This window comes from Anaerosolibacter carboniphilus (genome assembly GCF_014205875.1).
Taxonomy (GTDB): Bacteria; Bacillota; Clostridia; order Peptostreptococcales; family Thermotaleaceae; genus Anaerosolibacter; species Anaerosolibacter carboniphilus.
On record NZ_JACHEN010000026.1, the window covers coordinates 13,550 to 39,918 of the forward strand.

At 41.6% G+C, this 26,369-nt stretch carries 26 protein-coding genes; 20 read left to right on the forward strand and 6 right to left on the reverse strand.

Annotated features, from left to right (window positions below; genetic code table 11):
• The first annotated feature begins 16 nt into the window (after positions 1-16).
• The 12 genes from HNQ80_RS26705 (at position 17) to HNQ80_RS18360 (ending at position 10,060) form a co-directional block, all read left to right on the forward strand.
• On the forward strand, positions 17-598 hold the full coding sequence (locus HNQ80_RS26705) for a BMC domain-containing protein (RefSeq protein ID WP_279289012.1): 582 nt from the start codon (positions 17-19) through the stop codon (positions 596-598).
• The gene (locus HNQ80_RS18310) at positions 592-873 is read left to right on the forward strand and encodes a BMC domain-containing protein (RefSeq protein ID WP_330602946.1); all 282 of its coding nucleotides are present in this window, start codon (positions 592-594) and stop codon (positions 871-873) included. The genes HNQ80_RS26705 and HNQ80_RS18310 overlap by 7 nt, the downstream gene beginning before the upstream one ends.
• A gap of 78 nt (positions 874-951) precedes the next feature.
• Positions 952-1,602, forward strand: a complete 651-nt coding sequence (locus tag HNQ80_RS18315) for a phosphate propanoyltransferase (protein ID WP_330602943.1) — start codon at positions 952-954, stop codon at positions 1,600-1,602.
• A gap of 14 nt (positions 1,603-1,616) precedes the next feature.
• Entirely contained in the window at positions 1,617-2,438 is an 822-nt protein-coding gene (eutJ, locus tag HNQ80_RS18320) for an ethanolamine utilization protein EutJ (protein ID WP_207727088.1), read from the forward strand.
• Between the two features lie 17 nt (positions 2,439-2,455).
• On the forward strand, positions 2,456-3,220 hold the full coding sequence (locus HNQ80_RS18325; RefSeq protein ID WP_330602947.1) for a flavoprotein: 765 nt from the start codon (positions 2,456-2,458) through the stop codon (positions 3,218-3,220).
• Between the two features lie 52 nt (positions 3,221-3,272).
• Positions 3,273-3,542, forward strand: a complete 270-nt coding sequence (locus HNQ80_RS18330; protein WP_184312132.1) for a EutN/CcmL family microcompartment protein — start codon at positions 3,273-3,275, stop codon at positions 3,540-3,542.
• Positions 3,543-3,555: 13 nt separating this feature from the next.
• Positions 3,556-4,542 carry a cob(I)yrinic acid a,c-diamide adenosyltransferase gene (locus HNQ80_RS18335; RefSeq protein ID WP_184312133.1) on the forward strand — a complete coding sequence of 329 codons (987 nt, stop codon included), beginning with the start codon at positions 3,556-3,558 and terminating at the stop codon, positions 4,540-4,542.
• 7 nt (positions 4,543-4,549) lie between these two features.
• On the forward strand, positions 4,550-5,938 hold the full coding sequence (locus HNQ80_RS18340; RefSeq protein WP_330602948.1) for an aldehyde dehydrogenase family protein: 1,389 nt from the start codon (positions 4,550-4,552) through the stop codon (positions 5,936-5,938).
• A gap of 14 nt (positions 5,939-5,952) precedes the next feature.
• Entirely contained in the window at positions 5,953-7,284 is a 1,332-nt protein-coding gene (locus HNQ80_RS18345; RefSeq protein ID WP_184312135.1) for a 4Fe-4S dicluster domain-containing protein, read from the forward strand.
• A gap of 12 nt (positions 7,285-7,296) precedes the next feature.
• Positions 7,297-8,157 carry a hypothetical protein gene (locus HNQ80_RS18350; protein WP_243183391.1) on the forward strand — a complete coding sequence of 287 codons (861 nt, stop codon included), beginning with the start codon at positions 7,297-7,299 and terminating at the stop codon, positions 8,155-8,157.
• A 29-nt stretch (positions 8,158-8,186) separates the two neighbouring features.
• Positions 8,187-8,735 carry a BMC domain-containing protein gene (locus tag HNQ80_RS18355; RefSeq protein WP_184312136.1) on the forward strand — a complete coding sequence of 183 codons (549 nt, stop codon included), beginning with the start codon at positions 8,187-8,189 and terminating at the stop codon, positions 8,733-8,735.
• Between the two features lie 152 nt (positions 8,736-8,887).
• Positions 8,888-10,060 carry a 1-propanol dehydrogenase PduQ gene (locus HNQ80_RS18360; RefSeq protein ID WP_184312137.1) on the forward strand — a complete coding sequence of 391 codons (1,173 nt, stop codon included), beginning with the start codon at positions 8,888-8,890 and terminating at the stop codon, positions 10,058-10,060.
• 58 nt (positions 10,061-10,118) lie between these two features.
• On the opposite strand, the gene abc-f is transcribed toward HNQ80_RS18360, so the two are convergent.
• The 3 genes from abc-f to HNQ80_RS18370 form a co-directional block, all read right to left on the reverse strand.
• The gene (abc-f, locus tag HNQ80_RS18365; RefSeq protein WP_184312138.1) at positions 10,119-12,008 is read right to left on the reverse strand and encodes a ribosomal protection-like ABC-F family protein; all 1,890 of its coding nucleotides are present in this window, start codon (positions 12,006-12,008) and stop codon (positions 10,119-10,121) included.
• A gap of 201 nt (positions 12,009-12,209) precedes the next feature.
• On the reverse strand, positions 12,210-12,332 hold the full coding sequence (locus HNQ80_RS26330; RefSeq protein ID WP_279289013.1) for a hypothetical protein: 123 nt from the start codon (positions 12,330-12,332) through the stop codon (positions 12,210-12,212).
• Positions 12,333-12,399: 67 nt separating this feature from the next.
• Entirely contained in the window at positions 12,400-13,023 is a 624-nt protein-coding gene (locus HNQ80_RS18370; protein ID WP_184312175.1) for a peroxiredoxin, read from the reverse strand.
• 305 nt (positions 13,024-13,328) lie between these two features.
• On the opposite strand from HNQ80_RS18370, the gene HNQ80_RS18375 reads away from it, so the two are divergent.
• Positions 13,329-14,051, forward strand: coding sequence for a DUF421 domain-containing protein (locus HNQ80_RS18375; RefSeq protein ID WP_184312139.1), 723 nt, complete (start codon positions 13,329-13,331; stop codon positions 14,049-14,051).
• A gap of 19 nt (positions 14,052-14,070) precedes the next feature.
• Here HNQ80_RS18375 and HNQ80_RS18380 read toward each other — a convergent pair whose 3' ends face one another.
• Both HNQ80_RS18380 and HNQ80_RS18385 read right to left on the reverse strand, forming a co-directional pair.
• Positions 14,071-15,123 carry an asparaginase gene (locus HNQ80_RS18380; RefSeq protein ID WP_184312140.1) on the reverse strand — a complete coding sequence of 351 codons (1,053 nt, stop codon included), beginning with the start codon at positions 15,121-15,123 and terminating at the stop codon, positions 14,071-14,073.
• On the reverse strand, positions 15,105-16,178 hold the full coding sequence (locus tag HNQ80_RS18385; protein ID WP_184312141.1) for an asparaginase: 1,074 nt from the start codon (positions 16,176-16,178) through the stop codon (positions 15,105-15,107). The genes HNQ80_RS18380 and HNQ80_RS18385 overlap by 19 nt, the downstream gene beginning before the upstream one ends.
• 207 nt (positions 16,179-16,385) lie before the next feature.
• Between HNQ80_RS18385 and HNQ80_RS18390 the strand changes: the two genes are divergently transcribed.
• Together HNQ80_RS18390 and HNQ80_RS18395 are read left to right on the forward strand one after the other, a co-directional pair.
• Positions 16,386-17,117, forward strand: coding sequence for a class I SAM-dependent methyltransferase (locus HNQ80_RS18390; protein ID WP_184312142.1), 732 nt, complete (start codon positions 16,386-16,388; stop codon positions 17,115-17,117).
• A gap of 15 nt (positions 17,118-17,132) precedes the next feature.
• Positions 17,133-17,387 carry a cysteine-rich small domain-containing protein gene (locus HNQ80_RS18395; RefSeq protein ID WP_184312176.1) on the forward strand — a complete coding sequence of 85 codons (255 nt, stop codon included), beginning with the start codon at positions 17,133-17,135 and terminating at the stop codon, positions 17,385-17,387.
• Positions 17,388-17,422: 35 nt separating this feature from the next.
• On the opposite strand, the gene HNQ80_RS18400 is transcribed toward HNQ80_RS18395, so the two are convergent.
• Entirely contained in the window at positions 17,423-20,536 is a 3,114-nt protein-coding gene (locus HNQ80_RS18400) for a cation-translocating P-type ATPase (protein ID WP_184312143.1), read from the reverse strand.
• Between the two features lie 231 nt (positions 20,537-20,767).
• Between HNQ80_RS18400 and HNQ80_RS18405 the strand changes: the two genes are divergently transcribed.
• From HNQ80_RS18405 to HNQ80_RS18425, 5 genes are all read left to right on the forward strand, one after another.
• Complete coding sequence (locus HNQ80_RS18405) at positions 20,768-21,025, forward strand: hypothetical protein (protein ID WP_184312144.1); 258 nt, start codon at positions 20,768-20,770, stop codon at positions 21,023-21,025.
• Positions 21,026-21,137: 112 nt separating this feature from the next.
• Positions 21,138-23,309: a heavy metal translocating P-type ATPase gene (locus tag HNQ80_RS18410; RefSeq protein WP_184312145.1), complete on the forward strand. Its 2,172-nt coding sequence runs from the start codon at positions 21,138-21,140 to the stop codon at positions 23,307-23,309.
• Between the two features lie 9 nt (positions 23,310-23,318).
• Positions 23,319-23,555 (forward strand): hypothetical protein, encoded by a 237-nt coding sequence (locus tag HNQ80_RS18415; protein ID WP_184312146.1) that lies wholly within the window; start codon positions 23,319-23,321, stop codon positions 23,553-23,555.
• A gap of 17 nt (positions 23,556-23,572) precedes the next feature.
• Positions 23,573-23,974 carry a hypothetical protein gene (locus HNQ80_RS18420; RefSeq protein ID WP_184312147.1) on the forward strand — a complete coding sequence of 134 codons (402 nt, stop codon included), beginning with the start codon at positions 23,573-23,575 and terminating at the stop codon, positions 23,972-23,974.
• Positions 23,975-24,062: 88 nt separating this feature from the next.
• Positions 24,063-26,237: a heavy metal translocating P-type ATPase gene (locus HNQ80_RS18425; protein ID WP_184312148.1), complete on the forward strand. Its 2,175-nt coding sequence runs from the start codon at positions 24,063-24,065 to the stop codon at positions 26,235-26,237.
• The last annotated feature ends 132 nt before the right edge of the window (positions 26,238-26,369 follow it).

Sequence of the window (26,369 nt, forward strand, 5' to 3'; positions counted from 1 at the left end):
ATGGGAGGTGTAGACTTTGCCAAAGCTTGCTTTAGGAATGATTGAAACTGTGGGCTTAGCAGCAGCCATGGAGGCGGCGGATACTGCTGTAAAATCTGCCAATGTAACTCTGTTGGGCTATGAAAATTCCAAGGGTGGTGGGTTAATTACCATTAAAATAGAAGGGGATGTGGGCGCTGTGAAGGCTGCTGTGGAAGCTGCCTGCGCCGCTGCCAGTAAAATCAACAAGGTTTTTAGTAAGCAAGTGATTCCCAGACCCCATGAGGAAATTGAAAAATTAATATATACCAAGGATACAGTAGGAATCACACAGCCAATGGAAGAGGATAAGCCTGAGATTGAAACCGAGATCGAGGTTAAGGTTGAAGATAAAGAAGAGGTTGAAATTGAAGAAGTTAGGGCTGAGGTTGAGGTTGAAGAACCCGTCATGGAGGTATTAGAAGAGAATACGGACGATGATGGGGAAGAGGCCCTAGCATTTATAAATAGCAGTGAAGAGGTGTGCAACCTATGTAAGGATCCAAAGTGTACGAGAAGAAAAGGTGATCTAAGGTCCACTTGTATCCATTACGATGAATTGAAGGAGGAATTATCATGAGTGATGCACTAGGAATGATTGAAACAAAAGGCTTAGTAGGGGCAATAGAAGCTGCTGATGCCATGACAAAGTCTGCCAATGTGAACTTGATAGGCTATGAAAAAATAGGCTCTGGCCTGATTACTGTAATGGTCAGAGGAGATGTAGGCGCTGTAAAAGCCGCTGTAGATGCTGGCGCCAGCGCAGCAGCAAAAGTAGGAGAATTGGTTTCCAGCCATGTGATCGCAAGACCTCATATGGATACTGAAAAGATATTACCAAAGACAGTGGAGTAGTTCCCTATGAAGAACAAAAGCATTTCCTTCCATTTCAGACCATGGAATGCTTTTGTTCATACTTTAGGAGGCGTTTGAATGATGATAGGCGATAATCAAGCATTGGTTGAAAAAATTGTATCAGAGATCGTAAAAAGGCTGCAGTCTTATGGAGAAGAGCCTATGGTACCCATCGGGGTTTCTAACCGCCATGTCCATCTGAGCAAAGAGGATCTGGAAATACTCTTTGGAACAGGATATGAATTGACAAAAATGAAGGATTTAAAGCAGCCAGGCCAGTATGCTGCTCAAGAAACCGTAACGGTGATCGGACCTAAAGGAAGGTTTGAGAGCGTAAGAATCCTAGGACCGGTGAGAAAGGAAACACAACTGGAAGTCTCCATAAGCGATGGGTTTGTTTTGGGACTGAAGGCTCCTGTACGAGAATCCGGTAAAACCCAAGATACACCTGGAATCATTTTGAAAGGACCGAAGGGTACTGTTGAAAAGGATTATGGCGTAATTGCTGCTTTAAGACATATCCATATGCCGCCTGATTATGCAGCTCATTTTGGATTGAAGGATAAGGAAATGGTAAGTGTAGAAGTGGGAGGATTACGGAAGGTCGTTTTCCACAATGTACTGATTCGAGTTTCAGACCAATATGTGCTAGAGATGCATCTAGATATTGATGAGGCCAATGCAGGGGAAATCAGAAACGAAGCCCTAGGGAAAATCGTGAAGGGTTAAAGGAGAATATGTCTATGGATCTGATAAGAGCAAACGAATATGTAGAAAGCTTTGCCAAGCTGATTGAAGGGCAGCAGGTGAATGGATATAAAGGAAATCTAAAGGTAGGCGTCGATTTGGGAACGGCCAATATCGTACTATCCGTCTTGGATGAAATGGATCAACCAGTGGCAGGAGCTTTATATCCTGCTTCGGTGGTGAAGGATGGACTGGTGGTGGATTATGTGGGTGCAGTACGGATTGTTAGGAACCTAAAGCAGCAGGTGGAGAGCTTGTTGGGTGTAAGGTTGACCCACGCGGCCACGGCTGTTCCTCCTGGGACCATTGGAGGCAATGCAAAAGCCATCGCCAATGTGGTAGAGTCATCGGATATGGAGGTCATCAATGTGGTGGATGAGCCAACGGCAGCAGCAGCAGTACTTGGGGTTACCGATGGCGCTGTAGTCGATGTAGGTGGCGGTACCACAGGGATTAGTATCCTAAAAAATGGTGAAGTCATCTATACAGCAGATGAACCTACAGGTGGTACCCACATGAGCTTGGTAGTGGCAGGAAACTATAAGGTTTCCTTTGAGGAAGCAGAAAAATTGAAAAAAGATCCCAATAGGCAAAAAGAGATTTTTGTGGTGATTAAACCAGTCGTGGAAAAGATGGCTTCTATTGTAAAAAGACATATTGCATCCTTTGATGTAAACAAGATCTATGTGGTAGGAGGCGCTTGCTGTTTTGAGGAATTCGAGAATGTGTTCTTTAAGGAAATCGGTGTACCAACGGTAAAGCCTGAGAGACCCCTCCTAGTCACACCCCTGGGTATCGCACTGAACTGTAAGAAGTGAGGTGAGAAGTATTGAATGTGAATGAGGCATTAAATTGGATTATTGAAGAGGTAATTCGTAGGTTGGAGGCTAGAAGGAAGAAGGCGCTGGTTATTTTTACTGGGGCTGCCATTGGCTTTCAAGAGGCAGTGCCTCAATTGAAAGCCCTTTTGGCTGAAGGCTGGGATTTTAAAATATTACTTTCCAACAGTGCAGAGTATGTCTTGACACTACAGCTGGTGAAGGAACAGTTAGGTGTTAAGGAAATTTATCTGGAAAGGGAAGTGAAGGGGTTAAAACCCTTATATCAGGATATTGGTCAAGTGATCATTCCAACATTGACATTAAACACTGCGATAAAAATCGCCCTAGGGATTGCAGATACCCTAACAACCAATGTGGTAGCCCATGTGCTTATGGAAGGAATCCCTATCATCGCAGCCAAGGATGGATGTGATTTAAAGAATCCTACACGACTGCAGCTGGGGATGAATAAAACGCCAACGCCTTATTTGATGAGAATGGAGCAGTATCTAAGTACCCTGGAAAGTTATGGTATTCGTCTCGTGGAAGCAAGTCATTTATACAGCAATATCAAGGATGGACAAATAGCTATTTCTTCAGTAAGACAGAGTCAAGGGGAACCAAAGACCTATACATTAAACAAAAAGGTCCTCAGCAGGGCAGATATTGTGGAAGCAAAAAATAGGGGCAACGCACTTCATGTACCAGCTACCACAATCATTACGTCATTAGCCCGGGATACCGCGAAGGAGTTTGGCATTCGAATTATCCAGGAATAATGGCGTCTTGGAATGAAATGCAGTGGATCATAGAAAGAGGCAGGTGTTACGAATGTATGTTGGAAAAGTGATTGGCATGGTAGTGGCTACCAGAAAAGATGACAACCTAATAGGGAAGAAGCTCATGGTCGTTCAACCGACAGATACAAAGGGAGAACCTATTGGAAAAGTGGAAGTAGCCATCGATTCCGTAGGAGCAGGGACAGGAGAATATGTGTTGGTATCCAAGGGCAGTTCTGCCAGACATATTTTTGGCAATCCCAATTCTCCTATCGATGCTGCGATTGTTGGCATTATCGACAGTATAGAAGTTCAGCCGTAGAGGAAGTGAAGCTATGGGTATTTATACAAAAAAAGGCGACAAAGGAGAAACAGGCTTATTAGGCGGCAGCAGAATTAGAAAGGATGATCTCAGGGTATCTTGCTATGGTACCTTGGATGAAGCCAATGCCGCCTTGGGTGTGGCCTACTCTCTAATAGAAAGTAAAAGTATTCAAGGAATCGTGAGAGATATTCAAAAACGATTGTTTGTGGTGGGTGCTGAACTCGCCAGCGATGAGGCCGGCCGTGAGTTTTTGAAAGATACTGTTCAGCAAAAGGACATTGAAGCTTTAGAAAGCATCATCGATCGGTATGAAGAACAGTTGGGACCTCTGAAGGAATTTATCATTCCTGGTGGAACGACAGCCTCGGCATCTATACATTTGGCCAGAACCATTATACGAAGGGCTGAACGACTCATTGTAGAACTCAGCCAAGGAACGGATGTACGACAAGAATTGATTCGATACGTCAATCGATTGTCAGATACATTGTTTATGCTGGCTCGGGGCGAAGAACAGTATAGCTTTAAGGAAGCGGTGAAGCGTAAGGTGTTGGAGCGATTAGGATACAAAGCAAACCGTAAAAATCTAAACTTAGATCTGGCGAAAAAGATGGCTGAGGCGGTGGAAGAGAAAGCAATTCAGATGGGCGTTCCCATCGTATTCTCTGTTGTGGATGCCGGGGGAAACATGATCTTACTTCATCGAATGAATGATTCGTTGCTCGTAAGCTTGGATATTGCCCAGAATAAGGCCTACACAGCAGCGGCATTAAAGATTCCTACCCATGAAGTTGCACCATTGATACAGCCTGGAGAAGTCTTATATGGATTACAGTGGACCAATCAAAATAGGATCGTAACCTTTGGTGGTGGATATCCTCTGAAAATTCACAACGAGATTGTGGGAGGCATCGGTATAAGCGGCGGCACTGTGGAAGAAGACATGATGATCGCAGCCCAAGCATTGAGAGTATTTGAATACGAAAGGGGGATCTAAATTGAACGTGGAAGCGTTGAAGATAGAAGAAATTGTAAAAAAAGTATTACTAGAGATCAGCAATAAAACGGAAACCGTTGATGAGCAATATGGCATATTCCAAGATATGAACGAGGCTGTAGAAGCAGCATGGCATGCCCAAAAGAAGCTGGTCAAGTTCAATCTGGAAACCAGAGGAAAGTTCATTGAAGCGATGCGTAAAGAAGCAAGGAAGCATGTAGAGCTCTTTGCGAAGATGGCTGTAGAAGAATCTGGTATGGGAAGATATGAAGACAAAGTATTGAAAAACATTGTAGCGATTGAAAAGACGCCTGGAATCGAAGATTTAAGATCTGAAGCCTATTCTGGGGATGATGGATTGACATTGATTGAATTGTCTCCCTTTGGCGTGATCGGAGCCATTACACCTACTACCAATCCTACAGAGACAGTAATCTGTAATGCCATAGGCATGATCGCGGCAGGCAATACGGTTGTATTTAGCCCCCATCCCACGGCAAAGAACACTTCATTGAAGTGCGTAGAAATTTTAAACCGTGCCATCATAGCAGCAGGAGGACCAAGCAACCTCTTAACAACAGTAAGCAATCCTACGCTGGAGCAGGCTGAGATCATGATGAAGCACAAAAAGATCAATATGCTGGTAGCTACGGGTGGCCCTGGTGTCGTAAAGGCCGTCTTATCCTCAGGGAAAAAAGCTATTGGTGCAGGTGCAGGGAATCCACCAGCAGTGGTGGATGATACAGCCGACATTGAAAAGGCAGCTAAGGATATCATCTCAGGGTGCAGCTTTGATAATAATTTACCTTGCGTTGCAGAAAAGGAAGTTATTGTGTTGGATTCTGTGGCAGACTATCTGATCTTCAATATGAAGAAGCATGGAGCCTATGAAATCAAAGATATAGATGTTTTAAATAGACTTCAAGTTTTAATATCTGATGAAAAAGGTAATCCCAATAGAGATTTTGTTGGGAAAAATGCCGATTATATCCTAAAACAAATTGGTATTGATTGCGATCCAAACGTGAAGGTAATCATCATGGAGGTTGACAGAAGCCATCCTTTTGTGGTTGGAGAGCTGATGATGCCTGTACTGCCTATCGTGCGAGTAAAAGACATTGATGATGCCATTGAATTGGCTGTGAAGGTGGAACATGGATTTAGACATACAGCCATTATACATTCAAAAAATATTGACCATTTGACCCGTTTTGCGAAGGAAATTCAAACAACCATTTTTGTGAAGAATGGACCATCCTATGCAGGTATTGGTGTAGGTGGCGAAGGCTATACCACATTTACCATTGCAGGGCCTACTGGCGAAGGTCTGACTTCCGCCAAGAGTTTCGCCAGAACAAGACGATGTACTCTTGTAGGAGGATTCTCCATTAAATAGATGAGGTGGAAAACATGGATAAGCAGCTGATTACTTTCATTCGTGAAGCAGGAATCGTGGGTGCTGGAGGAGCAGGATTTCCCACCCATGTGAAAGTAAATGGAAAAGCTGACTACATCGTGGTGAATGGGGCTGAATGTGAGCCCCTGCTGCGAGTAGATCAGCAACTGATGACCTATAGGGCTACTGAGGTCCTGGAAGGATTAAAGGCCATCGTAAAGGAAGCAGGAGCGCAAAAAGGAATCATTGCTTTAAAGAAAAAATATAAATTGGCCATCGAAGCTTTAGAAAAAGAGATTCATCCGGAAGATCCCATTGAACTTTTCGAATTGGGAGATTTTTATCCAGCAGGTGATGAACAGATTACGGTTTACGAGGTATTGAAACGTATTGTTCCTGAAGGTGGTATCCCTCTACAAGTGGGTGTGATCGTAACCAATGTAGAAACCTTGTTAAATGTTTGTAATGCCATGAAAGGAATACCTGTGACCCATAAGTATCTGACTGTTACTGGAGCTGTTAAGGAACCCATTACAGTGAAAGTGCCAGTAGGTATCAGTATCCGGGAAGTGATTGCCTTGGCAGGTGGCGCTACTGTTGCTGGGTTTAAGGTGATCGATGGAGGTCCCATGATGGGAAAAATCGTGGACAATATCGACAAGCCGATTACCAAAACATCAAAGGGCGTTATTGTATTACCAGAGGAGCATCCATTGATTCAGGCAAAGGAAAGATCTATAGAAACCATGCTTAGACAAGCAAGGACAGCTTGCTGCCATTGCTCTCTATGTACAGAAGTTTGTCCAAGAAATTTACTTGGGCATAAGCTCCACCCTGATAAATTGATGAGAATTGCCAGCTACAACAGTACCTGTGAAAACGATACATCGGTTACAGAAGCTTTCCTATGTTGCGAATGTGGGTTATGTGAGATGGCATGTATTATGAGTCTTCAACCTTGGAAATTGAATCGCTTTTTGAAGGGAAAGCTAAGCAGCGCGGGCATTAAAAATTCGAATAACAGGCAGCCTTTTAAAACCAACGAGTTTAGGGACTATCGAAAGTTTCCTGTGAAAAAACTTATTGCACGTTTGGGACTGGAAGCGTATAACGTGGATGCGCCCCTAATAGAAGATATAGATAAAGAATTTCCACGTATCGTATTGGAAAGGAGACAGCACATCGGCGCAAAAACAGAACCTTTGGTTCAAGTCGGTGATGCAGTAAAACTTGGGCAAGCAGTTGCTGATGTACAGGATGGACAACTGGGAGCCAGAATCCATGCCAGTATCCAAGGTAAAGTGCAGAGGATAGACGAAAACGTTATAGAGATATCTAAACAATAAGGGGGAAAAAATATGTTTAGTATGGAATTGATTTTAGCAGCGTTTGGCGGAGGTATTTTAGGTGCGCTTATTGGTGCATTGCCAGCTTTCATATTCACAGGCTTTGTTGGATTGATTGGTGTAGCAGTGATTGCTTCTGGCGGACCTGCTACAATTCTAGGAGATGTGGTTTTCGGAACATTATTAGGGCCTCATATCGCTTTCGCCGGCGGGGTAGCAGCAGCAGCTTATGCAGCAAATAAGAAGAACTTGCTGGCAAGTGGTGGAGACATTTTAACTCCTTTAAAGAAAACCAATGATGCAGGTGTCATTTTGGTTGGTGGGATCTTTGGAATTTTAGGTTACGTAATCAATAGCTTATATGCATCTATTGCATTGCCAACAGATACAGTGGCATTAACCGTATTTACATCAGGGGTACTTGCAAGATTTATCTTTGGTCAAACTGGATTGTTTGGAAAATACAGTGCTCAGGGTGAAGTTGCAGCAGCAACAGAATTGCCAAAAAGAAGCTTTGTTCCTGATGCCAAGTCATTGACCTTTGTTGCCTTATATTCATTGGGTCTAGGCTTAGTGGTCTCTTATCTTGTGGATCTTACACAGATCAATGTCCTTGGCTTCTGTATCAGTGCAGCTCTATTAATCTTTGCACAAATGGGCTTTGATATGCCAGCGACCCATCACATCACCTTGGTAGCAGGATATGCAGCCATTGCTACTGGAAACATCTTCATCGGAGCTGCTTTTGCAGTGATTTCAGGAATTTTATGTGAAATCGTGGCTAGAACATTCAACAGCTACTGTGATACCCATATCGACCCACCTGCTACGACCATCTTTATCCTTAGCTTTATCATTTTCATATTTATGTAAATCTTTTGATGATGAGAGAGGCGATGTCCATGAAAAAGTCAATCGGGCTAGTAGAATTTAAAAGTATCGCAAAGGGAATAGAAGCAACGGATGCAATGTTAAAAGCTGCTCATGTTGAACTGATCCTTTCTACACCAATATGTCCTGGAAAATACGTTACATTGATCAGTGGTGATGTGGGGGCGGTGAAAAATGCGGTGGAAGTCGGAAAACAAACGGGGAGCATATTTACCATAGAGAGCTATGTCATTCCCAATGTCAGTCCTACGATCTTCCCTGCTTTGACAGCAACCATGGATGTAAATAAGATTACTTCTTTAGGGATTATCGAGACCATATCTGCCATTACTTCCATTGTAGCTGGAGATGTGGCTGTAAAATCAGCGAACGTTCAGCTTTTGGAGATCCGATTAGCAAGAGGATTAGGTGGAAAAGGATTTGTGCTTATCTCTGGAGAGGTAGCAGCCGTAAAACAAGCCATTAAAGCTTGTGAAAATAAACTGGAAGAGACCGGCGGCATCATTAGTGCTGTGGCCATTGCTTCACCTAGTCACGAACTCATATCAAAACTATTATAGGATGTTTATCTATAAGCCTTAATTTATCCTTGGATGAGTTAAGGCCCAATATTTTATGGGGCTTCATAAATCGTGATTTGTTAAAGGATTGTATCGATATATTTTAAAATATACATTAGACTTTGTTTGAAAACCTGGAGGTGTATGCGGAAATGAAAAGGTTCTTGGTAAGGCCCGAAATATATTATGGAAGCAATGCGTTAGGGTATCTAGAAGGAATTGAAGGCAAGAGAGCCTTTATCGTAACAGATGCTTTCATGGTAAAGCTTGGTATGGTTACAAAGATTACCGATATTTTGGAGAAAAAGCATATAGAATACGAAGTCTTCTCTGAGGTTGAACCAGATCCATCCCTGGATACAGTAAAAAAAGGCTTAAATCAAATCATCTATACGAAGCCAGACCTGTTGATTGCCATTGGGGGCGGATCTTCTATTGATGCAGCCAAGGCGATTATGTGCTTCTGTATCCATCTGAAGGAAAAATTTATTGACACCCATAGTATCAAAAAACCATGGTTTGTTGCAATTCCAACGACCAGCGGTACAGGATCTGAAGTTACCTCCTATGCTGTGGTTACGGACAAGGTAAACAATATCAAAATTCCATTGAATGAAGCCCTCATGATCCCTGATGTAGCCATTCTGGATGAAGAGTTGACAAAAACGGTACCCCCTGCGGTGACAGGAGATACGGGAATGGATGTCTTGACCCATGCGTTGGAGGCATATGTATCTCTTCAAGCCTGTGACTATACGGATATATATGCGGAGAAAGCCGTTCAGAGTGTTTTTGGATATTTGCTGCGGGCTTTTAAAAACGGCGGGGACATGGAAGCAAGGGCAAAACTCCACAATGGATCTTGTATGGCAGGAATTGCATTTACCAATGCAACATTAGGCATTAACCATAGTCTTGCCCATGCCTTTGGCGCCAAGTTTAAACTTCCCCATGGAAGAAGCAATGCCATATTTCTACCTTACGTAATTAAGTTCAATGCTGGACTTGAAAATGGAATGGTGAAAAACCCAGCCGTGGCTGAGAAATATGCAGCCATTGCAAAACAATTGAATTTTCCTGCTGCAACAGCCCCAGAAGGCGTTCGAAGCCTTATAGAAGGAATAAAAGTATTAAATAGGGTGTTAGGTATCCCTACAGCCATAAAGGATATGAATATTTCAAAGTATGAATTTGAAGGAAGTATCGCTGAAATGACAGAAGGGGTTATGAAGGACATCTGTACACCAGGAAATCCAGTACAAGTAACAGAAAAGGATATTATACGAGTCTTCAAAGAAGCCTATGTTGGATTGGAAAATTTATAGAAGGTAGATAAAATAGAGCTATTGGGTTCAATTCTCTAAACCCAATAGCTCTTTGATTTTATTCCTGAAGCAGGAGCCATTCTTCCATCAAAACATCTAGATTGTTCTGAAAAGTTTCTTTTTCTGCGAATGCAGTTTGGAGCTTTTCATAATCGGATGAAAGGGCCTTGATATATTCGTCCTTTTCCTGGATCAATTTCTGTAAAGCTTCTATTTCCTGTTCAATGTTAGAAATGCGGTGCTCCTTTTGTCTCTGGTCATCGACAGATTTGACAGGTATCTCTTTGAAAGGCTTAGGAGTTTTATGGACAATTGGTGCAGCTTTTACTTGAAACATTCTTTTCTCACGATAGTAGTCATAATTTCCAAGATAGTCTACCAATCTACCCCCTTGTAACTCCACAATGCGATCTGCCAATTTATTGATGAAATATCGGTCATGGGATATAAAGAGTATGGTACCGGTAAAATCATCTAAGGCTTCTTCTAACATTTCTCTAGAGTCAATGTCCAAATGATTGGTGGGTTCATCCAGTATAAGAAAATGAAGGTCCTGCATCATCAGTTGACATAACTTTAGTCTTGATTTTTGTCCTCCGGAAAGATTCTCCACTTTACGAAAAACATCCTCACCACAAAAGAGAAACTTTGCCAGAATACGGCGAGCTTCACCTTCAGAGATGGCCAAATTTTCTCTGAACGCTTCAAGAGCCGTTTGTTGCGGTTTTGGAAAGATGATGTCCTGCTCTAAATATCCGATCTGCACATTAGAACCTACTTTAATTTCACCTGCATCGGGTATATACTGGCTGAGAATTCCCTTAATCAATGTAGATTTACCTGTTCCATTTTTGCCTAAAAGGGCGACTCTCTCTCCGGACCGAATGTGTAAATTTATATCCTCCAGAAGGGGCTGACTGCCATAGCTTTTCTTTAGCCCTTGAATTCTGACCACATCTTTGCTGGATGATTTGATGCTTTGGAATTGGAGCTGAATTTTCCGACGTTCCATGATTGGTCGATCTACCTTATCCATCCTTGCTATTCTTTTCTCCATATTGGCAATTTTTATAAACATCTTAGGGTTACCAGATCGATTTCCCCAATCTCGAAAACGGGCGATGGCTTCCTCCATGGCCTTTATTTTCTTCTGCTGATCTTTAAAGGCATCAAACTGTTCCATCAGCATGCGGTCCTTCTCGGCAACATAGTAGGAATAGTTACCAGCATATGCAGTAGCTTCTCCGTCTTCAATTTCAATAATTTTATTTACTGCAGCATCTAAAAAATATCGATCATGGGAAATAATCAGGACACTACCTTTATAATTGGCAATAAAATTCTCCAGCCACTCGATGGAGTCAAGATCTAAATGGTTGGTAGGTTCATCTAATAATAATATATCAGGATTCAGCAATAGTATTTTGCCCAGCTGAACCGTAGTCTTTTCACCACCACTGAGGGTGGAAAATCTCCTGCTTCTAAAATCTTCTGTAATTTTTAGCCCAGTACATATTTTCGAAAAGGACTCTTCGATGGTATATCCACCTTTGGATTCGAATGCTAGCTGAAGCTCTCCATACTTTTTTACCGCATGCTCTAGGGATAAACATTGTAAAGCAGACATTTGTTCCTCTAATAGCTCCATACTTTTTTTGATGTCCATCACAGTCCCAAAGGCTTCGTATAGTACATCGTTTACAGTAATGTGTTCTTGCCCATCAGGAATCTGATGAAGATAGCCAATAGAGGCACCTTTTCGAACTGCCAGCATACCACCATCATAGTTTTCCAAACCAGAGATAATTTTAAAAATCGTTGTTTTGCCTGTACCATTAGCACCGACCAATCCCACTTTTTCATGGGAAAGTACCTCAAAACTTATGCTATGGAGTACCCTATGGGCACCATAATATTTTTCCAGTTCCTTTAATGCAATTTCAATCATAACAAATTCCTCCTTAAAATCCTTTAAAAAAATAAAGCCTAGGTCAGTAAATACGGCCTAGGCTTAGACAGCAAGAAAAAGAAGGATATAGGAGAAGAAACAACCCACATCATGATTTATTGCAATATAAAAGCCTAGGCAAGCAACCATCTCCCTAGGCTGTGAAAACCATATGGTTTTGTAAAGATGATGTACTTACTTTTAGTTAACATAATATTTAATTTTAGATAGACTTCCCCCTGAAATAGCAGAAATAAAAATAATTCCTGAATTTGAAGCGGGTAGTTTCTCTAAAATTGTGTTAACCAAAAGCTGCTTTCTCATCCTTACACCTCCTTAAAATTGATCTTCTATATTTTACCATAATATGCTGGGAATTATCAATATATTTTTAATATTTACCTACATATTCCCATCCTGTTGGGATACCTGGATTTCCAGGCACCCAGCCCGATGGAGCACCCATGCCTGTTTTCTCTGTATATTGCAGCCCTGCAAGAATCCTCAATATTTCATCAATATTTCTGCCTACAGGTTGAGGATTTACGGAGAAGGCTTGAATGTTCCCCTCAGGATCAATGATAAAGGTAGCGCGATAAGCATAACCACCGGCTTCATCTAAAACACCATAGGATTTTGATACCTCATGGGTACGATCCGATAGCATAGGGAAATTGATTTTTCTCCCCGACGGAGAGATCTCCATAAACATCTTGTGGGAAAAGATGCTGTCGGTACTTATGGCCAGAATCACTGCATTCAAATTGGAAAACTGCTCTATTCGGTCAGCAACTGCCGCCAGTTCTGTAGGTCAGACATAAGTGAAATCAGAACCGTAGAAGAAGAGAACCACCCATTTTCCTTGATAGTCAGAGAGACTGATATCCTTAGGTTCTCCTTCGATTACGGCTTCTAAGGTAAAATCAGGAGCTGGATCTTCTAAATCGAAATAGTCATAGAAATCTTTTCTATATTCTTGGGAACGATAGGAGGGAGTGGATCTATAATAGTCCATTTCGCTGCCTTGCCAGGTGCGCCAATAGGGATTCATCCAATGATGATGGGGAAACTGCATAAGAAAACCTCCTTTGATTTTTTTCACTATATCATATTCCAAAGGAAGATAACTCGTTCGAAGTTTTAAATTTTCTTATGCTTGTGTAGCCAATAAATGAAGAGAAAGCCTATAACAATAAAGGATAAGGTAAAAATACTTTGCATTAGCAGACTCATAAGGTATCCTCCTGTATAAAAGATCAAAAATAATACCACATTATTAGTATGATTTATAACGATAGAATTATCCAGGGAGAGAAGTATATGACGACGATTACAGAAGTTTTTTTACAGACCATACTATCATTCTTTACAATTTTATTCATTACAAGAATTTTAGGAAGGCAGCAAGTAGGCCAGCTTACGCTTTTCGATTATATCAATGGCATTACCTTTGGATCCATTGCTGCTACCGTGGCTACAGATTTGAATCAGCGGACATGGCATCATCTGTTGGGCCTTGTGCTCTTTGGCGGCTTAACCTTTCTCATGCAGTACATTTGTGTAAAGAATAGAAGGGTATCAAAAGTTATTCAAGGAGAGCCAATTATTGTGATTCAAGATGGAAAAATTCTAGAGAAAAATCTCTCAAGGTTCCACTATACTGTTGACGATCTAACCCACTTACTACGAAAAAAAGATGTATTTGATATCAATAGTGTCAAGTACGGTATATTGGAAACCACAGGAGAAATTAGCGTTTTAAAGGTGGCGTCGAAAGAATATGTTAAGGCAGAGGACATGAACCTTCAGACGAAGCAGGAAAGCTTACCTACAGAAGTGATTATTACAGGTAATATTATCTATGAAAATCTCCAAAGAAGAGGATTAACAGTCAAATGGTTATTAGACCAGCTAAAAATGATGAATGTAAAAAGTATGAAGGAAGTTTTCTATGCAACAGTTGATGGGGATAAGCGTGTATATATCGATAAAGAAGAAGATCATTTTAAGAAAAGCGAAGACATTACGGAAGAACAAAGGTGATTGCATCAATTCATTCAGTCTATAATATATCGCTGATCTTTTTACCCATGATATAGGGGTTTTCCCTAGGCACATGAAGGTCAAACACAGGAATTATTTCACCAATGGTTTCATTCAAATTGTTCTTTAATATAGGACGATGCCACTGGCGCAGCTTAGAAAGTTCTGCGTTGCTGAGGATGCCGAGGAACTTTAATATTTCAATGACAACCGGATAAATGGCCCGTTCATTGCCATCTATAATCTTTACGCAAACGCCCAAGCTCCCCTCTTGAATACCTAAGCAATAGACTGCTTCTGAACCTACCTTTCCAATGATCTTGCTTCCAGTGGTCTGCATCAGTTCTGTGCAAAATTCTTTGTCTCCGCCGACCATTTCGGGAAATTGGGTCATAGCATCTACCACAGTTTTGCAAGCACGGTGATATAATTGTTGAGAATCCTTGGACCATTGGATCAGCTTGGCGTAGGATAATGCTATTTTTTCCATGGAGAGAAGGTAAATAGGAATACCACAGCCATCCTTTCCCATTGGAATTTCTTCTGGGTTCTCATTGGTAAAATAGGCGATGGCTTCTAAGATTTCTTGCTGAACTGGATGCGAGAAGTCCTCATAACGATCGATGGAATAACCCCTATATTTGGCTAACGCCAATATGCCAGCATGTTTTCCAGAACAGCTGGAGTGAAGGACGGTAGGCTCAGCAGCATTCCTTAATATTTTTCTATGTTCCTCTTCATTATAAGGGAACATGATACCACAATGGAGATGCTTGGGTTCTAGCTGAAGGCGGCCTAAAATATCAGCAGCAGCCTGCTGATGATATTCTTGACCACTGTGGGAAGCACATACCAAGGCAATTTCTTGGAGAGAGAAGCCAAAGGCCTCTGCAGCACCAGAGTGAAGCAGAGGAATCGCTTGAATCGGCTTGGCAGAAGAACGAAAAAAAATTTTGGTTTTAGGATCTCCAAGGCTATATAGGATCTTACCAGAAGCATCTACAATGGTTATGTATCCATAATGAATGCTTTCGATATAATCATTTCTTGTCGCTACTGCCAATGGTTCCATATATATTCTCCTCCGTATGAAAATTCTTTTCCAATCTCTATCTCTGGGAGCTGCCTACCATGGAGATCAAAGGCTGGCAAGGTATAACCTACAATTTTGCCTTTATGATCTTTTACAGGGGGATAGGCCCAGGGCTGTAAGCCTTCAGGAAGACTACCATTTAAAATGCCCAACTGTCGCAGCAAATGAAGAGATACAGGATAAACAGCCCTTTCATTGCCATCATCAACTTTGATCATCATACCCCAATTCATTTCTGGAACAGCAATAGAATAAATGCCTTCACCGCCGACCTTGCCAATGACCTTACCATGGGTATGTAACATCAGTTCTGTACAAAACTCGCCATCACCACTGATCATGACAGGATAAGACAACATGGCTGTCTTGATTTGCTCTAAAGCAAGAGCGTATGGATGCTGGATATTGGTACCTGCAGCCAAGCGAGCGTATAGCGTCGCACCTTGCTTCATAGAGAGCATGAAATTTGGCACCCCACAACCATCGATTCCAAGAGGGATTTGATCGGTATTGATAGCTAACAATTCGGCCACTACCTTTAGAATAAGCTGTTGAACAGGATGGGCAGAATCTGTATAATTTTCTATGGGATAATGATGATATCTACATAGGGCTAGCATTCCTGCATGTTTACCAGAACAACAATTGTAAAGGGGTGTAGGTTTTTCTTTTTTCTGTATCAGTAAAGCGTTCATTTCTTTATTATAAGGATTGCATGCGCCGCATTCCAATGCATCCTCTGTGAGACCGATCTTGCGAAGAATAGAATCCACAGTACTGCGGTGTATATCCTCTCCACTATGGGAGGAACAGATGATCGCAAGTTCTTCCATGGTAAGACCATACTTTTCCATGGCTCCCGATGCTACAAGGGCTACAGCTTGAAAGGGTTTTGCGGAGGATCGCATGTAAATTTTTCCCTGGGGATCTCCAATATGGGATAGGACACGACCAGAAGCATCTGAAATACATATTTTTCCTCTGTGCACGCTCTCAATGCGATTGGATCTCGTTAATATAACTAAGGAATTCATAGACCACCTCTTGATATAGAATGAATTGTGCAATGTCATTAGTATCGGTGACTTCTCCTTATAGGATTTGTTGAATAAAAAGGTATTATACTGCGAATCTATTATTGGTATAGCAATCACCGATGAGAACGCATTAATTTTTTTACGAAAGGAAAAAGTAAAACAAAGTAGAATTTCTATTACTAAGGAGCTAAGGGAGGTGTTTTGATGGAATTTTATGAAGCTTTAAGTGGCGTGTATGATATTGTTTTTCCAATGAGTGAAGATACCTTGCAGTTTTTGAAAAAGGATTTAGAACCGAGGTCAAAAATATTGGATATCGCTTGTGGGACAGGAAATTACAGCATAGCCCTAGCGAAAGCAGGCCATCATGTGGATGCCATTGATCTCGATGAAACGATGATTCAACAAGCAAATGAAAAGGCACAAAGTTTATATGTTCATTTTATCCAGGGAGATATGACAAAAATTAGGGAGCAGCTGCAAGAAACGCTCTATGATTTGATCTTCTGTATCGGTAACTCCATCGTACATTTAGACAACAAGAATATGATAGAAAAACTCATACAGGATATTTTTGACATGCTCCGTGATGGAGGACAGATGGTGATTCAAACCATTAATTATGATAGAATTATTAAATACAATATTGATCATTTACCTACCATCGAACCCAAAGGGGAAGGAATTACCTTTGTCCGCAAGTATTTCCATAGAAACGATATGGGAAAAGTAGATTTTGATACGGAGCTAACCATTCATCAAGGAACAGAGACTCACAAGTATCATAATTCTATCCCATTACTTGCCCTACAGAAGGGTGATTTGGAAGCCATGATAAAGAAGGCCGGATTTCAAAGGGTAGAATTTTATGGCGGATTTGGGAGTATGCCTTATGCATTAGATGCCTATGCGATGGTGGTAAGAGCTATAAAATAATAAAGAAAAGAGGTAATAAAGATGTCCTATAGATTTAGCCAGAACAGGGCTTGCGAATTTTTTCCATGTCACAAGGTAGCAGACGATAGCAAGTTCAACTGTCTTTTTTGTTATTGTCCTTTATACCTATTAAAAAAGGATTGTGGTGGAAATTTTAAATACTCAGAGAATATCAAGGATTGTAGTTTTTGTCTAATTCCCCATGGGGAAAATGGATATGACTATATCATGGAGAAAATGGAAGAAGTCATTAAACGATGTGGTGAATAAGTATAGGACAGCGAGTATCGCTGTCCTTTGCTATGTTACGCTATAACACCAAAGGAAGGTCGATTTCTCAATCGGGCTACATAGAGCAAATCCTTAAAGAAATCATCAATTCTGCTCAAGATCGTTGTTGATAACAGAATGGCTCCCCAATCCATAAGGTTTAATGGCACCATGGCAAACAAGGAAGCCAAAGGCGGCATATAGATAGATGCTAACATTAATCCTGTGGATAGGATGATAGAGGGCATTAAATATTTGTTTCGCGTGATGGACATAGAGCTGCACTCAAAGGCATGGAGCATTTGACAAGATACGATGTTGGCGAAGGCCATAGTTCTTGCTTTAGCCAAATTGCCCGTTAAGAACAGTGTACCACCGAATACACCCAACGTAGTAAGTCCTGTGGCAATACCTCTTGTGATAATTCTACGCTTTAATTTGTTGTCAAAGATACTCACACTGGCATCTCGAGGTGCCTCCAGCATGATATCCGCTTCAGGAGGGTCTACACCTAAGGACAAGGCAGGAATGCCCTCGGTAACCAGATTGATCATAAGGATTTGGCTTGGAATCAGAGGAACGGGCATGCCAGTGACGGCAGCAGCAAATATAGACAAAACCTCGGCGAAATTCCCTGATAGTACATATTTCATAAATTTCTTGATATTTCGATTGATGGTTCTACCTTCCTCAATGGCCTTCACGATGGTGCTAAAATTATCATCTGTTAAAATAATGGAGGAAGCCTCCCGGGTGACATCCGTCCCAGACTTGCCCATGGCAATTCCCACATGGGCTTCCTTTACAGCGGGGGCATCGTTTACGCCATCCCCCGTCATGGCAACAATATATCCTTTCTTTTTAAAAGCTTTCACGATTTTAAGCTTTTGCTGTGGACAGGTTCGTGCAAATACCTGAACTTGGTCGATAACATTTGCAAGCTCTTCATCGGTCATGACATCTAGTTCTTCGCCAGAAAGAACAATGCCATCTTTTGTGAGCAATTCAATGGATTCAGCAATACTAGCTGCTGTACTTTTGTGATCTCCTGTAATCATGACTACCTTGATACCTGCTTGATGACATTTTTTTATGGCATCCTTTACCTCTGGACGAGGTGGATCCATCATACCCACGAGACCTAAGAAAATCATATGGGCTTCTATTTCAGGATCATCTAGGAGCTCTGGTTTATTCTTCAAAGGTCGATAAGCGAGGCCTAATACGCGCAAACCTTGAGAGGCCAAGTGTTCGTTTTTCTTCATCATTTCATCAATATGGGATTGGGTTAATGTTTCTACGTTATTACCAACCATGATACGGCTGCATTGATGAATAATCCTATCTGCTGCACCCTTGGTAAAGACATAATAATCTCCATCGGCATCAGAGCAGATGGCAGTCATCCGTTTGGTTTCAGAATCAAAGGGTGTTTCATGTTCTCTTTTATAGCAGGAAAAGTCATCTAGAGAGATTCCTGACTTTTCAATGGCAATCAATAGGGCTGCTTCCGTAGGATCTCCTTTGATTTCATATTGTCCATCGACTATTTCTTGAATACTTGCATTGTTACATAGAGCGGCTGAGGTCAGCATCCAGTTCAGGTCTTCATGTTTCGATGCGTCAAGAATCTCACCATGAAGATAAAGGTATCCATGACGATTATATCCTTCCCCATCTATATGAATCTGCTTATCAAAGGTTACAATTTCTTTGACTGTCATTTCATTTTTCGTAAGGGTACCTGTTTTATCGGTACAGATGACCTTGGTACAGCTTAGGGTTTCCACCGCGGGCAATGTTTTTACAATGGCATTTTTCTTGGCCATCCGTTGCACCCCAAAGGCCAATGATATGGTAAGGACTGTGGTCAATCCTTCGGGTATAGCACCTACTGCCAAGCTTACGCCCGTATTAAGCATCTCCAAAAGAGGATGGCCGCCCAAAATACCACCAAGGGTAATGATACCGCAAATTCCTATACAAGCCATAGAAATTATCTTTGCCAATTTATCTAGGTCTTTTTGCAGCGGAGTACGTTCCTCCTCTGCTTCATTTAACATCGCTGCAATTTTACCCATCTCTGTATTCATTCCAGTGCTGACGACAATAGCTTTACCCTTTCCTCGTACCACAGAGGTACCCATATAGAGCATATTGTTCCGATCCCCCAAGGTAAGATCGGCATCCAGGGAATTTGACGGAAATTTTGATACTGGATAAGATTCTCCTGTCAGGGAGGCTTCATCCACCTCAAGACTATATCCCTCTAGGAGACGAACATCAGCAGGAACGCTATTCCCCGCCTCTAAATAAATAGTATCGCCGGGTACCAGATAAATGGCTGGAATTTCTAAGATCTTACCTTCTCGCAAAACGGTGGCGGAGGGAGAAGCCATTTGCTTCAATGCATCAAGAGACTTCTCAGCCTTAAATTCCTGCCATACACCCAAAGTAGCTTCTAATCCAATGATTACAAGAATTGTCGCAGCGTCAGCAACCTGGCCCAGTAGAAGGGAAATGCCGCTGGCTCCTAGCAATAGCTTGATGATGAAGCCATCAAACTGATTGAAAAACATAGACAACAGGGAGCGATGTTTTTTTTCTTGAAAAACATTCATCCCATATTTTTTTAGGCGATCTTCTATGACTTCTTTACTGAGGCCCTCCGAGAGATTGGCATGAAGTTGATCCTGAATATCGTCAACCGTAAGGGTATGCCAAGGGGCATGATCCTTTAGTTGCTGTACATAGGGCAGCATGGTATTCAGATTATAATGATAATATTCATCAGACAATACAGATTTGTTTTTTTGAAAATCTTTTAATGGCAAAGATTTTTTAAATCGAAAATTGGGACGGAGCACCTTGCCGCCGTCCTCTTTCCTTTTTTTGTTCCCCAATAAGGACTGAACTTCATCTTGAATATCATGGATATTGATTTTGTCAATGTCATAGACAATCAAAATCTTACCTGTATAACAATTGGCCGATACCAAAAGAATGCCAGGGATTTTTCCTAAATAAGCCATAAAATGAGTACATAAGAACTTGTTATTTTGCAGAGCGTCAATCTTGATCCTCATTCGCCCGGGAATATTTAGGGTATATTGTGGGTTTTGTAGACTCTGGATATTTGTCTCTCGCATATAAACCTCCTAGATTGCCACGTAAGAGAAAAGATTCAAAATATAGTATAAAACAGTAGAAGGATTGTTATTCTCTGTTTTACTGGTATATTTAACAAAATGCAGTAAAATATTACAAACTACATGGAGATTTAACGAAATATTTACCTATAAATCAGTAGGAAAAGGTGAATAATAAAATGGTATCTGTTCAAAATAAATGAAAGGCTATTTAAAGGAGGTGTATGATGCGTGGAGCCGTTGGGATTTATTCTGGGTGTGGTTACTTTTAATGCTTTCGTAAGGGCGAAGGAGCCCATAAGAAAAGCGACGATCATGGCTACAAGCCAGGTAATGAATATAGCAGAGCATGCAAAGGGGGCAGTCTATGGTATCAAGGAAGAGGTTGAAGACATTATTGCTGAGGCCCATTATGAAAATATGAAGAGGAATATGACGCCCCTGGATTATTATCAGGGAGAAGTAGATCAACAATTTACAGAACACTAAGGAGGGATAGAAAATGATGCTATTAAAAATCGCACTGCTGGGTGCAATCATGTATTTCAGCTCTATGGCAATAAGCATGGTAATGGCAATATAGTTTTAGGAGGTATAGGCTTTGTACTATGCAAATGTATCAAATAACAAATTTGTTCTTCCTGGGAGAGCAAGAATAAAAATCCAGGGATTAAAAGGAAATCAAGCATATGCAGAAAAGATTCATCAGCATCTTTCCAATATAGCGGGTGTATATCAAGTTACTGCCAATCCATATACCGGGAATATTCTTATTTATTTTGATGACAAAGGGTTAGATGTCCTAACTTTAGAGCAGTTGATCCATGCTGCCAAGGATATGGATTACAACCAGAGTCATAGTCTTACTACGGAGTTATCTTATGCCTTGAGAGAGAAAGATGAATTTAGAACAGGACTCCGCAAGGTGGTCATTTGCGGTTCGATCTTGGCAGGTATCATGGTAAAACAATTATTTTTGGGCAGATCGCCTTTAGCTGCAAATTACGGCATTTTTTCTGTAGCCGCTGTAACCACCATCGTCACGGGATATCCTTTGATGAAAAAAGGCGTTGAGACGATGAAACGGAAGGGATTGATGAATTGTGATCTGCTCTTGAGTGCGTCAGCTTTCACTTGCATAGTCCTTCGGGAAAGTACCTTGAGCCTATTTATTATTACCATGACTTATCTCAGTGAGACTATTGTACAATATTTTGATGTTCAGTCAAAGAAGCTACTAGTGGAGCTGTTGCGACACCGAAGCGGCAGCGTATATAGAATTGAAGGAGATCAAAGAATCCGGACTTCCTATGAGGAGATCCAGCCAGGAGACAGAATTGCACTAATGACCGGTGATTTTATTCCTGTAGATGGAAACGTGATCACAGGCAGCGGGGCATTAAGTCATGCGATCCTTACAGGGGAATCCGCACCCCATTATGTGCATATGGGAGATCGGGTTTATTCTGGGACAACCCTTGAAGATGGGGAGCTCGAAATTCGAGTGCAAAATGTGGGAAACACCACAGAATATAGAAAGATTCTAAACTTGGTAAATGAATCATGGAAGGAAAAATTAGAATTTGAGGATAGCGTGGACCAATATTATCACAAATTGATGCCTTTTGCGACCCTTGCTTCCCTAACAGGTTTCATCTTCACTAGAAATCCCATGATATTGCTATCTGTTTTATTGGTGGCATGTCCTAAACCAGCCTATGGAGCTACACCTATGGCCTTAAGGACAGCCATGATGAATGCCTATGCCAATGGTATTTTTGTGAAAAGAGCCCAGTCCCTCGAAAAGGTAAGTAAAATAGATCGCGTCATCTTTGATAAGACCGGTACCCTCACCACAGGAAAACCGCAGATAAAGGATATCATTCGAATTGGTGAAAGCACGGAGGAGAGAATTCTAACCTTAGCTGCTTCCTGTGAAAAGAACAATCATCACCCTGTAGCCAGAGCACTAAAAATGGAGGCTGAGAGGCGAAGGCTTGAACTCTTGGAACTATCTAATGGGAATTACAAGATTGGTAAGGGAGTATCAGGGAAAGTAGATGGGAAAGAGCTTGTTGTGGGAAATAAAGAAATGATGTTAGACCATCATATTCGTATCACAGATTTTAAAGCCAAGGAAAAGAGGTTGAAACAGTCAGGACAGAGTCCCCTCTATATAGCTTATGATCAGAAAATCATTGGTTTGATCGGCATTCAGGATAGCCTAAGAAGAGATGCACGCTCTTCTATAGATGGCATTCGGGAGATCGGTATCCATGATATTGAGATTATCTCAGGAGATGCGAGAGAAATCGTTAATCATGTTGCATTAGAGATTGAGGCAGATTTTTATCGAGGGAATATGTTACCTCAAGATAAGATTGAAAGGATTACACGACTCAAGGAGATGGGAAAAGCTGTAGCGATGATTGGTGATGGTATTAACGATTGTCCTGCCTTTAGTCAAGCAGATGTGAGCATTGCCTTGGTCGATGGCACAAATCATGATGCAGCCAATTGTGCAGATATTGTTGTCACCAATGGTGCCCTGGATTCGATTCCCAGCTTGATGGATCTCAGCAAATATACCATGGGGAATATATATCAGAGTCATATTTTATCCATAGGGTTAAATGGTTTAGGAATAATTTTGGCGCTGACAAATGTCATTGGGCCCTTTGGAGCATCCTTATACAAGGATATTCACAGCTTGATCATCTTGCTTAATGGCATGCGGCCCATAAAATATAAAATGAATTATATAGACAGGTAGGTGAGGCAGTTGGAAAATATTGATGAAATAAAAGAAGGCTTCGAAAAATCTTTCGCAGATTTGCGAAATCTCATAGATTCTAGTTTTTACATCATGGAAAAGCAACCCCAGTATCGAGACCAGATCATTGATATGTGGAAGGAGTCCATTCAGAACTTTTCCACCTATGCGGTACAAAGCAGCGAGAAACATAACAACCGAGATGTATACAAGGCCATTAGCAAAGCACTAATCTTCGGAAAATAATGGAGGAGGTAGATGAAATGAATGATTTGATGAAGCCTTTTGGTTCCCAGAGCTTTTTAATCGGCTTAGGCGTAGCTGCTGTAGGCTATTTTTTCGGACCCCAGATCAAACAAGCAATTCGTCCAGCAGCAGTAAAAGGTGCCCAAGGGGTAATGATGTTTTCAGATAAAACAAAAGAGATGTTTGACGAAGGCAAGCATATGATGGGAAATATGATGGATAAAGCCAGTCATATGGGACAAGAGCAACAAATGGCCGGGCAAATGGGTATGTACGAAATGCTTATGAAGGAGCTAAAGGACGAACGGGAACGTTCAAATCGACTCATGGAGCAGTTGAATATCTCCATTGCAGGACTGAAGGATGAGATTACCTACATGAAGGGCAGCAAGGATGGCATGGCGCCAGAAAATATGTAAACAGACATCAAGGAATCTATAGATGGCGAAGGATTCTCTTCGCATCATGAAAAGGCAATCCGATGATGACAACAAGGAGAAATGAAGAATGCGTCGTTTTGATATACTCTCTGCCATACCAGGTAGAATCAGAATCAGATACCATGATTTGTTTCATTGTCCGAAGAAATCCCTTGTTTTACAAAGGGAGCTTTCTGGCATGAATGGGATTCATGAAGTAAAGGTAACCAGCTGTACCAATGGTGTTTTGGTATTATATAATCCGAAAGCCATTGAAATCAAGGAGCTAATCCAAAACATTTTATCCATTAACTTGAGAAAAACCATTGAAACTCTAGTAGAGGATATAAAAGAAAAAAAGATATTGGAACCTAAGGAGCTGCCTATATCCTTGCAAAAAAAGCAGGTGATTTTGTCAGGAGCGGTATTGGCCTATACCTTCATCAAAACCGTTGTATTTGGCGTGCCGCTGATTAGCTTGGGTCCCCTAAATATTGCTTCAATTACCACTCTGGCCACAGGTTACGCCATCTTCAAAAGTGGAATCCATGGACTGTTACATAAAAGAAAATTCAATAATGATTTTTTGATAGCAACGGCTACCGCATTATCTCTGGCTATGCAGGAGTATATGACAGGATTGGTGGTTATCTGGCTCATCAATATCAGTGAACTGTTTGAAGCCATCACCGTAGATCGTTCCAGAAAAGCCATACGCAACATGCTAAGCAATACTCAGGAAAAGGCATGGCTGTGGGTAGATGGAGAGGAACTTTCAGTGGATGCAAAGGAACTAAAGGTGGATGATATCGTAGTGGTACACAGTGGAGAAAAGATTCCTGTGGATGGAACTATTATTAGAGGAGAAGCCCTGGTCAATCAAGCTGCCATCACTGGAGAATCTGTTCCCATCATAAAGGAAGTAGAAGGATTTGTCTTTGCAGGTACCATCGTAGAACAGGGGAAGATCTATATCTGTGGGCAGAAAGTAGGAGACGATACTTCCATCTCGAGGATTATTCACTTGGTGGAGCAGGCAAGTACCACGCGGGCACCTATTCAGAATATCGCAGACGTTTATGCAGATAAGCTGGTACCCTGGTCTTTTCTCTTATCAGGGTTGGTATATCTGTTTACGGGTGATTTCATCAGAGCTGTAACCATCCTGATTGTGGCTTGCCCTTGTGCTGCAGGTTTAGCAACCCCAACAGCATTGGCAGCAGCCATGGGGAATGCTGCCAAGAAAGGGATCCTCATCAAAGGTGGGAGGTATTTAGAGGAAATTGGACAGGTAGATACCATTTTATTTGATAAAACGGGGACTCTCACAAAGGGAAAACCAAATGTTACTTCTATTTACCCCATCGATGCTTCTACCAACCAAGAGGAAGCCATGTATATTGCAGCCAGCTGTGAGCAGGGAAATCGCCATCCACTGGCTATGGCCGTGGTAAATAAAGCTCTGGAGATGGGGGTTCAGCCAGAGATGCCTGATGAAATACAGGTTGTCATCGGCAGAGGCGTTACGGCTGCATTTCGAGAAAATCGAGTGATTCTTGGCAGTAGAAGGATGATGCTGGAACATAATATTGACTTATCTATGGGGGAACAGTTTGAACGATTCATGGCCCAGGAAGGGGAAACCACCATTTACCTGGCCCAGAATCATAAATTGTCGGCCTTGATCGGTATCAAGGATGTGATCAAGGAAGAAAGTCCCGCAGCGGTAATGGGGCTGAATGAGAGGGGTATCGAGGACATCGGTATGATCACAGGAGATAGCGAAGCTACAGCCCTAGCCATTGCAAAGGAATTGGCAATCAAAAGAATCATGAGTGATGTATTGCCCGATGGAAAGGCAGAAATTGTGGCCTTGGAAAAGGAAAGGGGCAAGAGAGTACTGATGGTAGGAGATGGGGTCAATGACTCACCAGCCTTGGCTTTAGCTGATGTAGGGGTCGCCATGGGAACAGGGGGCACCGATATCGCCATTGAAACTGCCGACATCGTGTTGGCGGGCGACAATCCTGTGAAGATCGTGGAGGCCGTAGATATCAGCCGAAAAACCATGGCCGTCATCAAGCAGAGTTATGGTATTGCCATCGGAATCAATGCACTAGGGATTGTCTTAGGAGCTACCAGTCTGATCTCGCCTTTGGCGGCAGCGATTCTCCATAACGCCAGTACGGTGGGAGTGGTTATCAACTCTAGTAGGTTGTTGAAGTATGAGCCATCAGCGAAAAAAGAGGAAATACAGGTGTAAGAAAAATAAATTGATTCTTTAGTAACCTATGCCACAGAAAGGTAAAAAAGGTTAATCACCTTATATTGCGATTAACCTTTTATAATAAAAAATAGTAGACGATTTCGTGGTAAATTATTTTAGAATATCTAT

Bases quoted from the DNA above. Each gene is read 5' to 3' on its own strand.
- HNQ80_RS18315 (WP_330602943.1), top strand. From the start codon at position 952: ATGATGATAGGCGATAATCAAGCATTGGTTGAAAAAATTGTATCAGAG.
- eutJ (WP_207727088.1), top strand. From the start codon at position 1,617: ATGGATCTGATAAGAGCAAACGAATATGTAGAAAGCTTTGCCAAGCTG.
- HNQ80_RS18330 (WP_184312132.1), top strand. From the start codon at position 3,273: ATGTATGTTGGAAAAGTGATTGGCATGGTAGTGGCTACCAGAAAAGAT.
- HNQ80_RS18335 (WP_184312133.1), top strand. From the start codon at position 3,556: ATGGGTATTTATACAAAAAAAGGCGACAAAGGAGAAACAGGCTTATTA.
- HNQ80_RS18345 (WP_184312135.1), top strand. From the start codon at position 5,953: ATGGATAAGCAGCTGATTACTTTCATTCGTGAAGCAGGAATCGTGGGT.
- HNQ80_RS18350 (WP_243183391.1), top strand. From the start codon at position 7,297: ATGTTTAGTATGGAATTGATTTTAGCAGCGTTTGGCGGAGGTATTTTA.
- HNQ80_RS18355 (WP_184312136.1), top strand. From the start codon at position 8,187: ATGAAAAAGTCAATCGGGCTAGTAGAATTTAAAAGTATCGCAAAGGGA.
- HNQ80_RS18360 (WP_184312137.1), top strand. From the start codon at position 8,888: ATGAAAAGGTTCTTGGTAAGGCCCGAAATATATTATGGAAGCAATGCG.
- abc-f (WP_184312138.1), bottom strand. From the start codon at position 12,008: ATGATTGAAATTGCATTAAAGGAACTGGAAAAATATTATGGTGCCCAT.
- HNQ80_RS26330 (WP_279289013.1), bottom strand. From the start codon at position 12,332: ATGAGAAAGCAGCTTTTGGTTAACACAATTTTAGAGAAACTACCCGCT.
- HNQ80_RS18375 (WP_184312139.1), top strand. From the start codon at position 13,329: ATGACGACGATTACAGAAGTTTTTTTACAGACCATACTATCATTCTTT.
- HNQ80_RS18380 (WP_184312140.1), bottom strand. From the start codon at position 15,123: ATGGAACCATTGGCAGTAGCGACAAGAAATGATTATATCGAAAGCATT.
- HNQ80_RS18385 (WP_184312141.1), bottom strand. From the start codon at position 16,178: ATGAATTCCTTAGTTATATTAACGAGATCCAATCGCATTGAGAGCGTG.
- HNQ80_RS18390 (WP_184312142.1), top strand. From the start codon at position 16,386: ATGGAATTTTATGAAGCTTTAAGTGGCGTGTATGATATTGTTTTTCCA.
- HNQ80_RS18400 (WP_184312143.1), bottom strand. From the start codon at position 20,536: ATGCGAGAGACAAATATCCAGAGTCTACAAAACCCACAATATACCCTA.
- HNQ80_RS18420 (WP_184312147.1), top strand. From the start codon at position 23,573: ATGAATGATTTGATGAAGCCTTTTGGTTCCCAGAGCTTTTTAATCGGC.
- HNQ80_RS18425 (WP_184312148.1), top strand. From the start codon at position 24,063: ATGCGTCGTTTTGATATACTCTCTGCCATACCAGGTAGAATCAGAATC.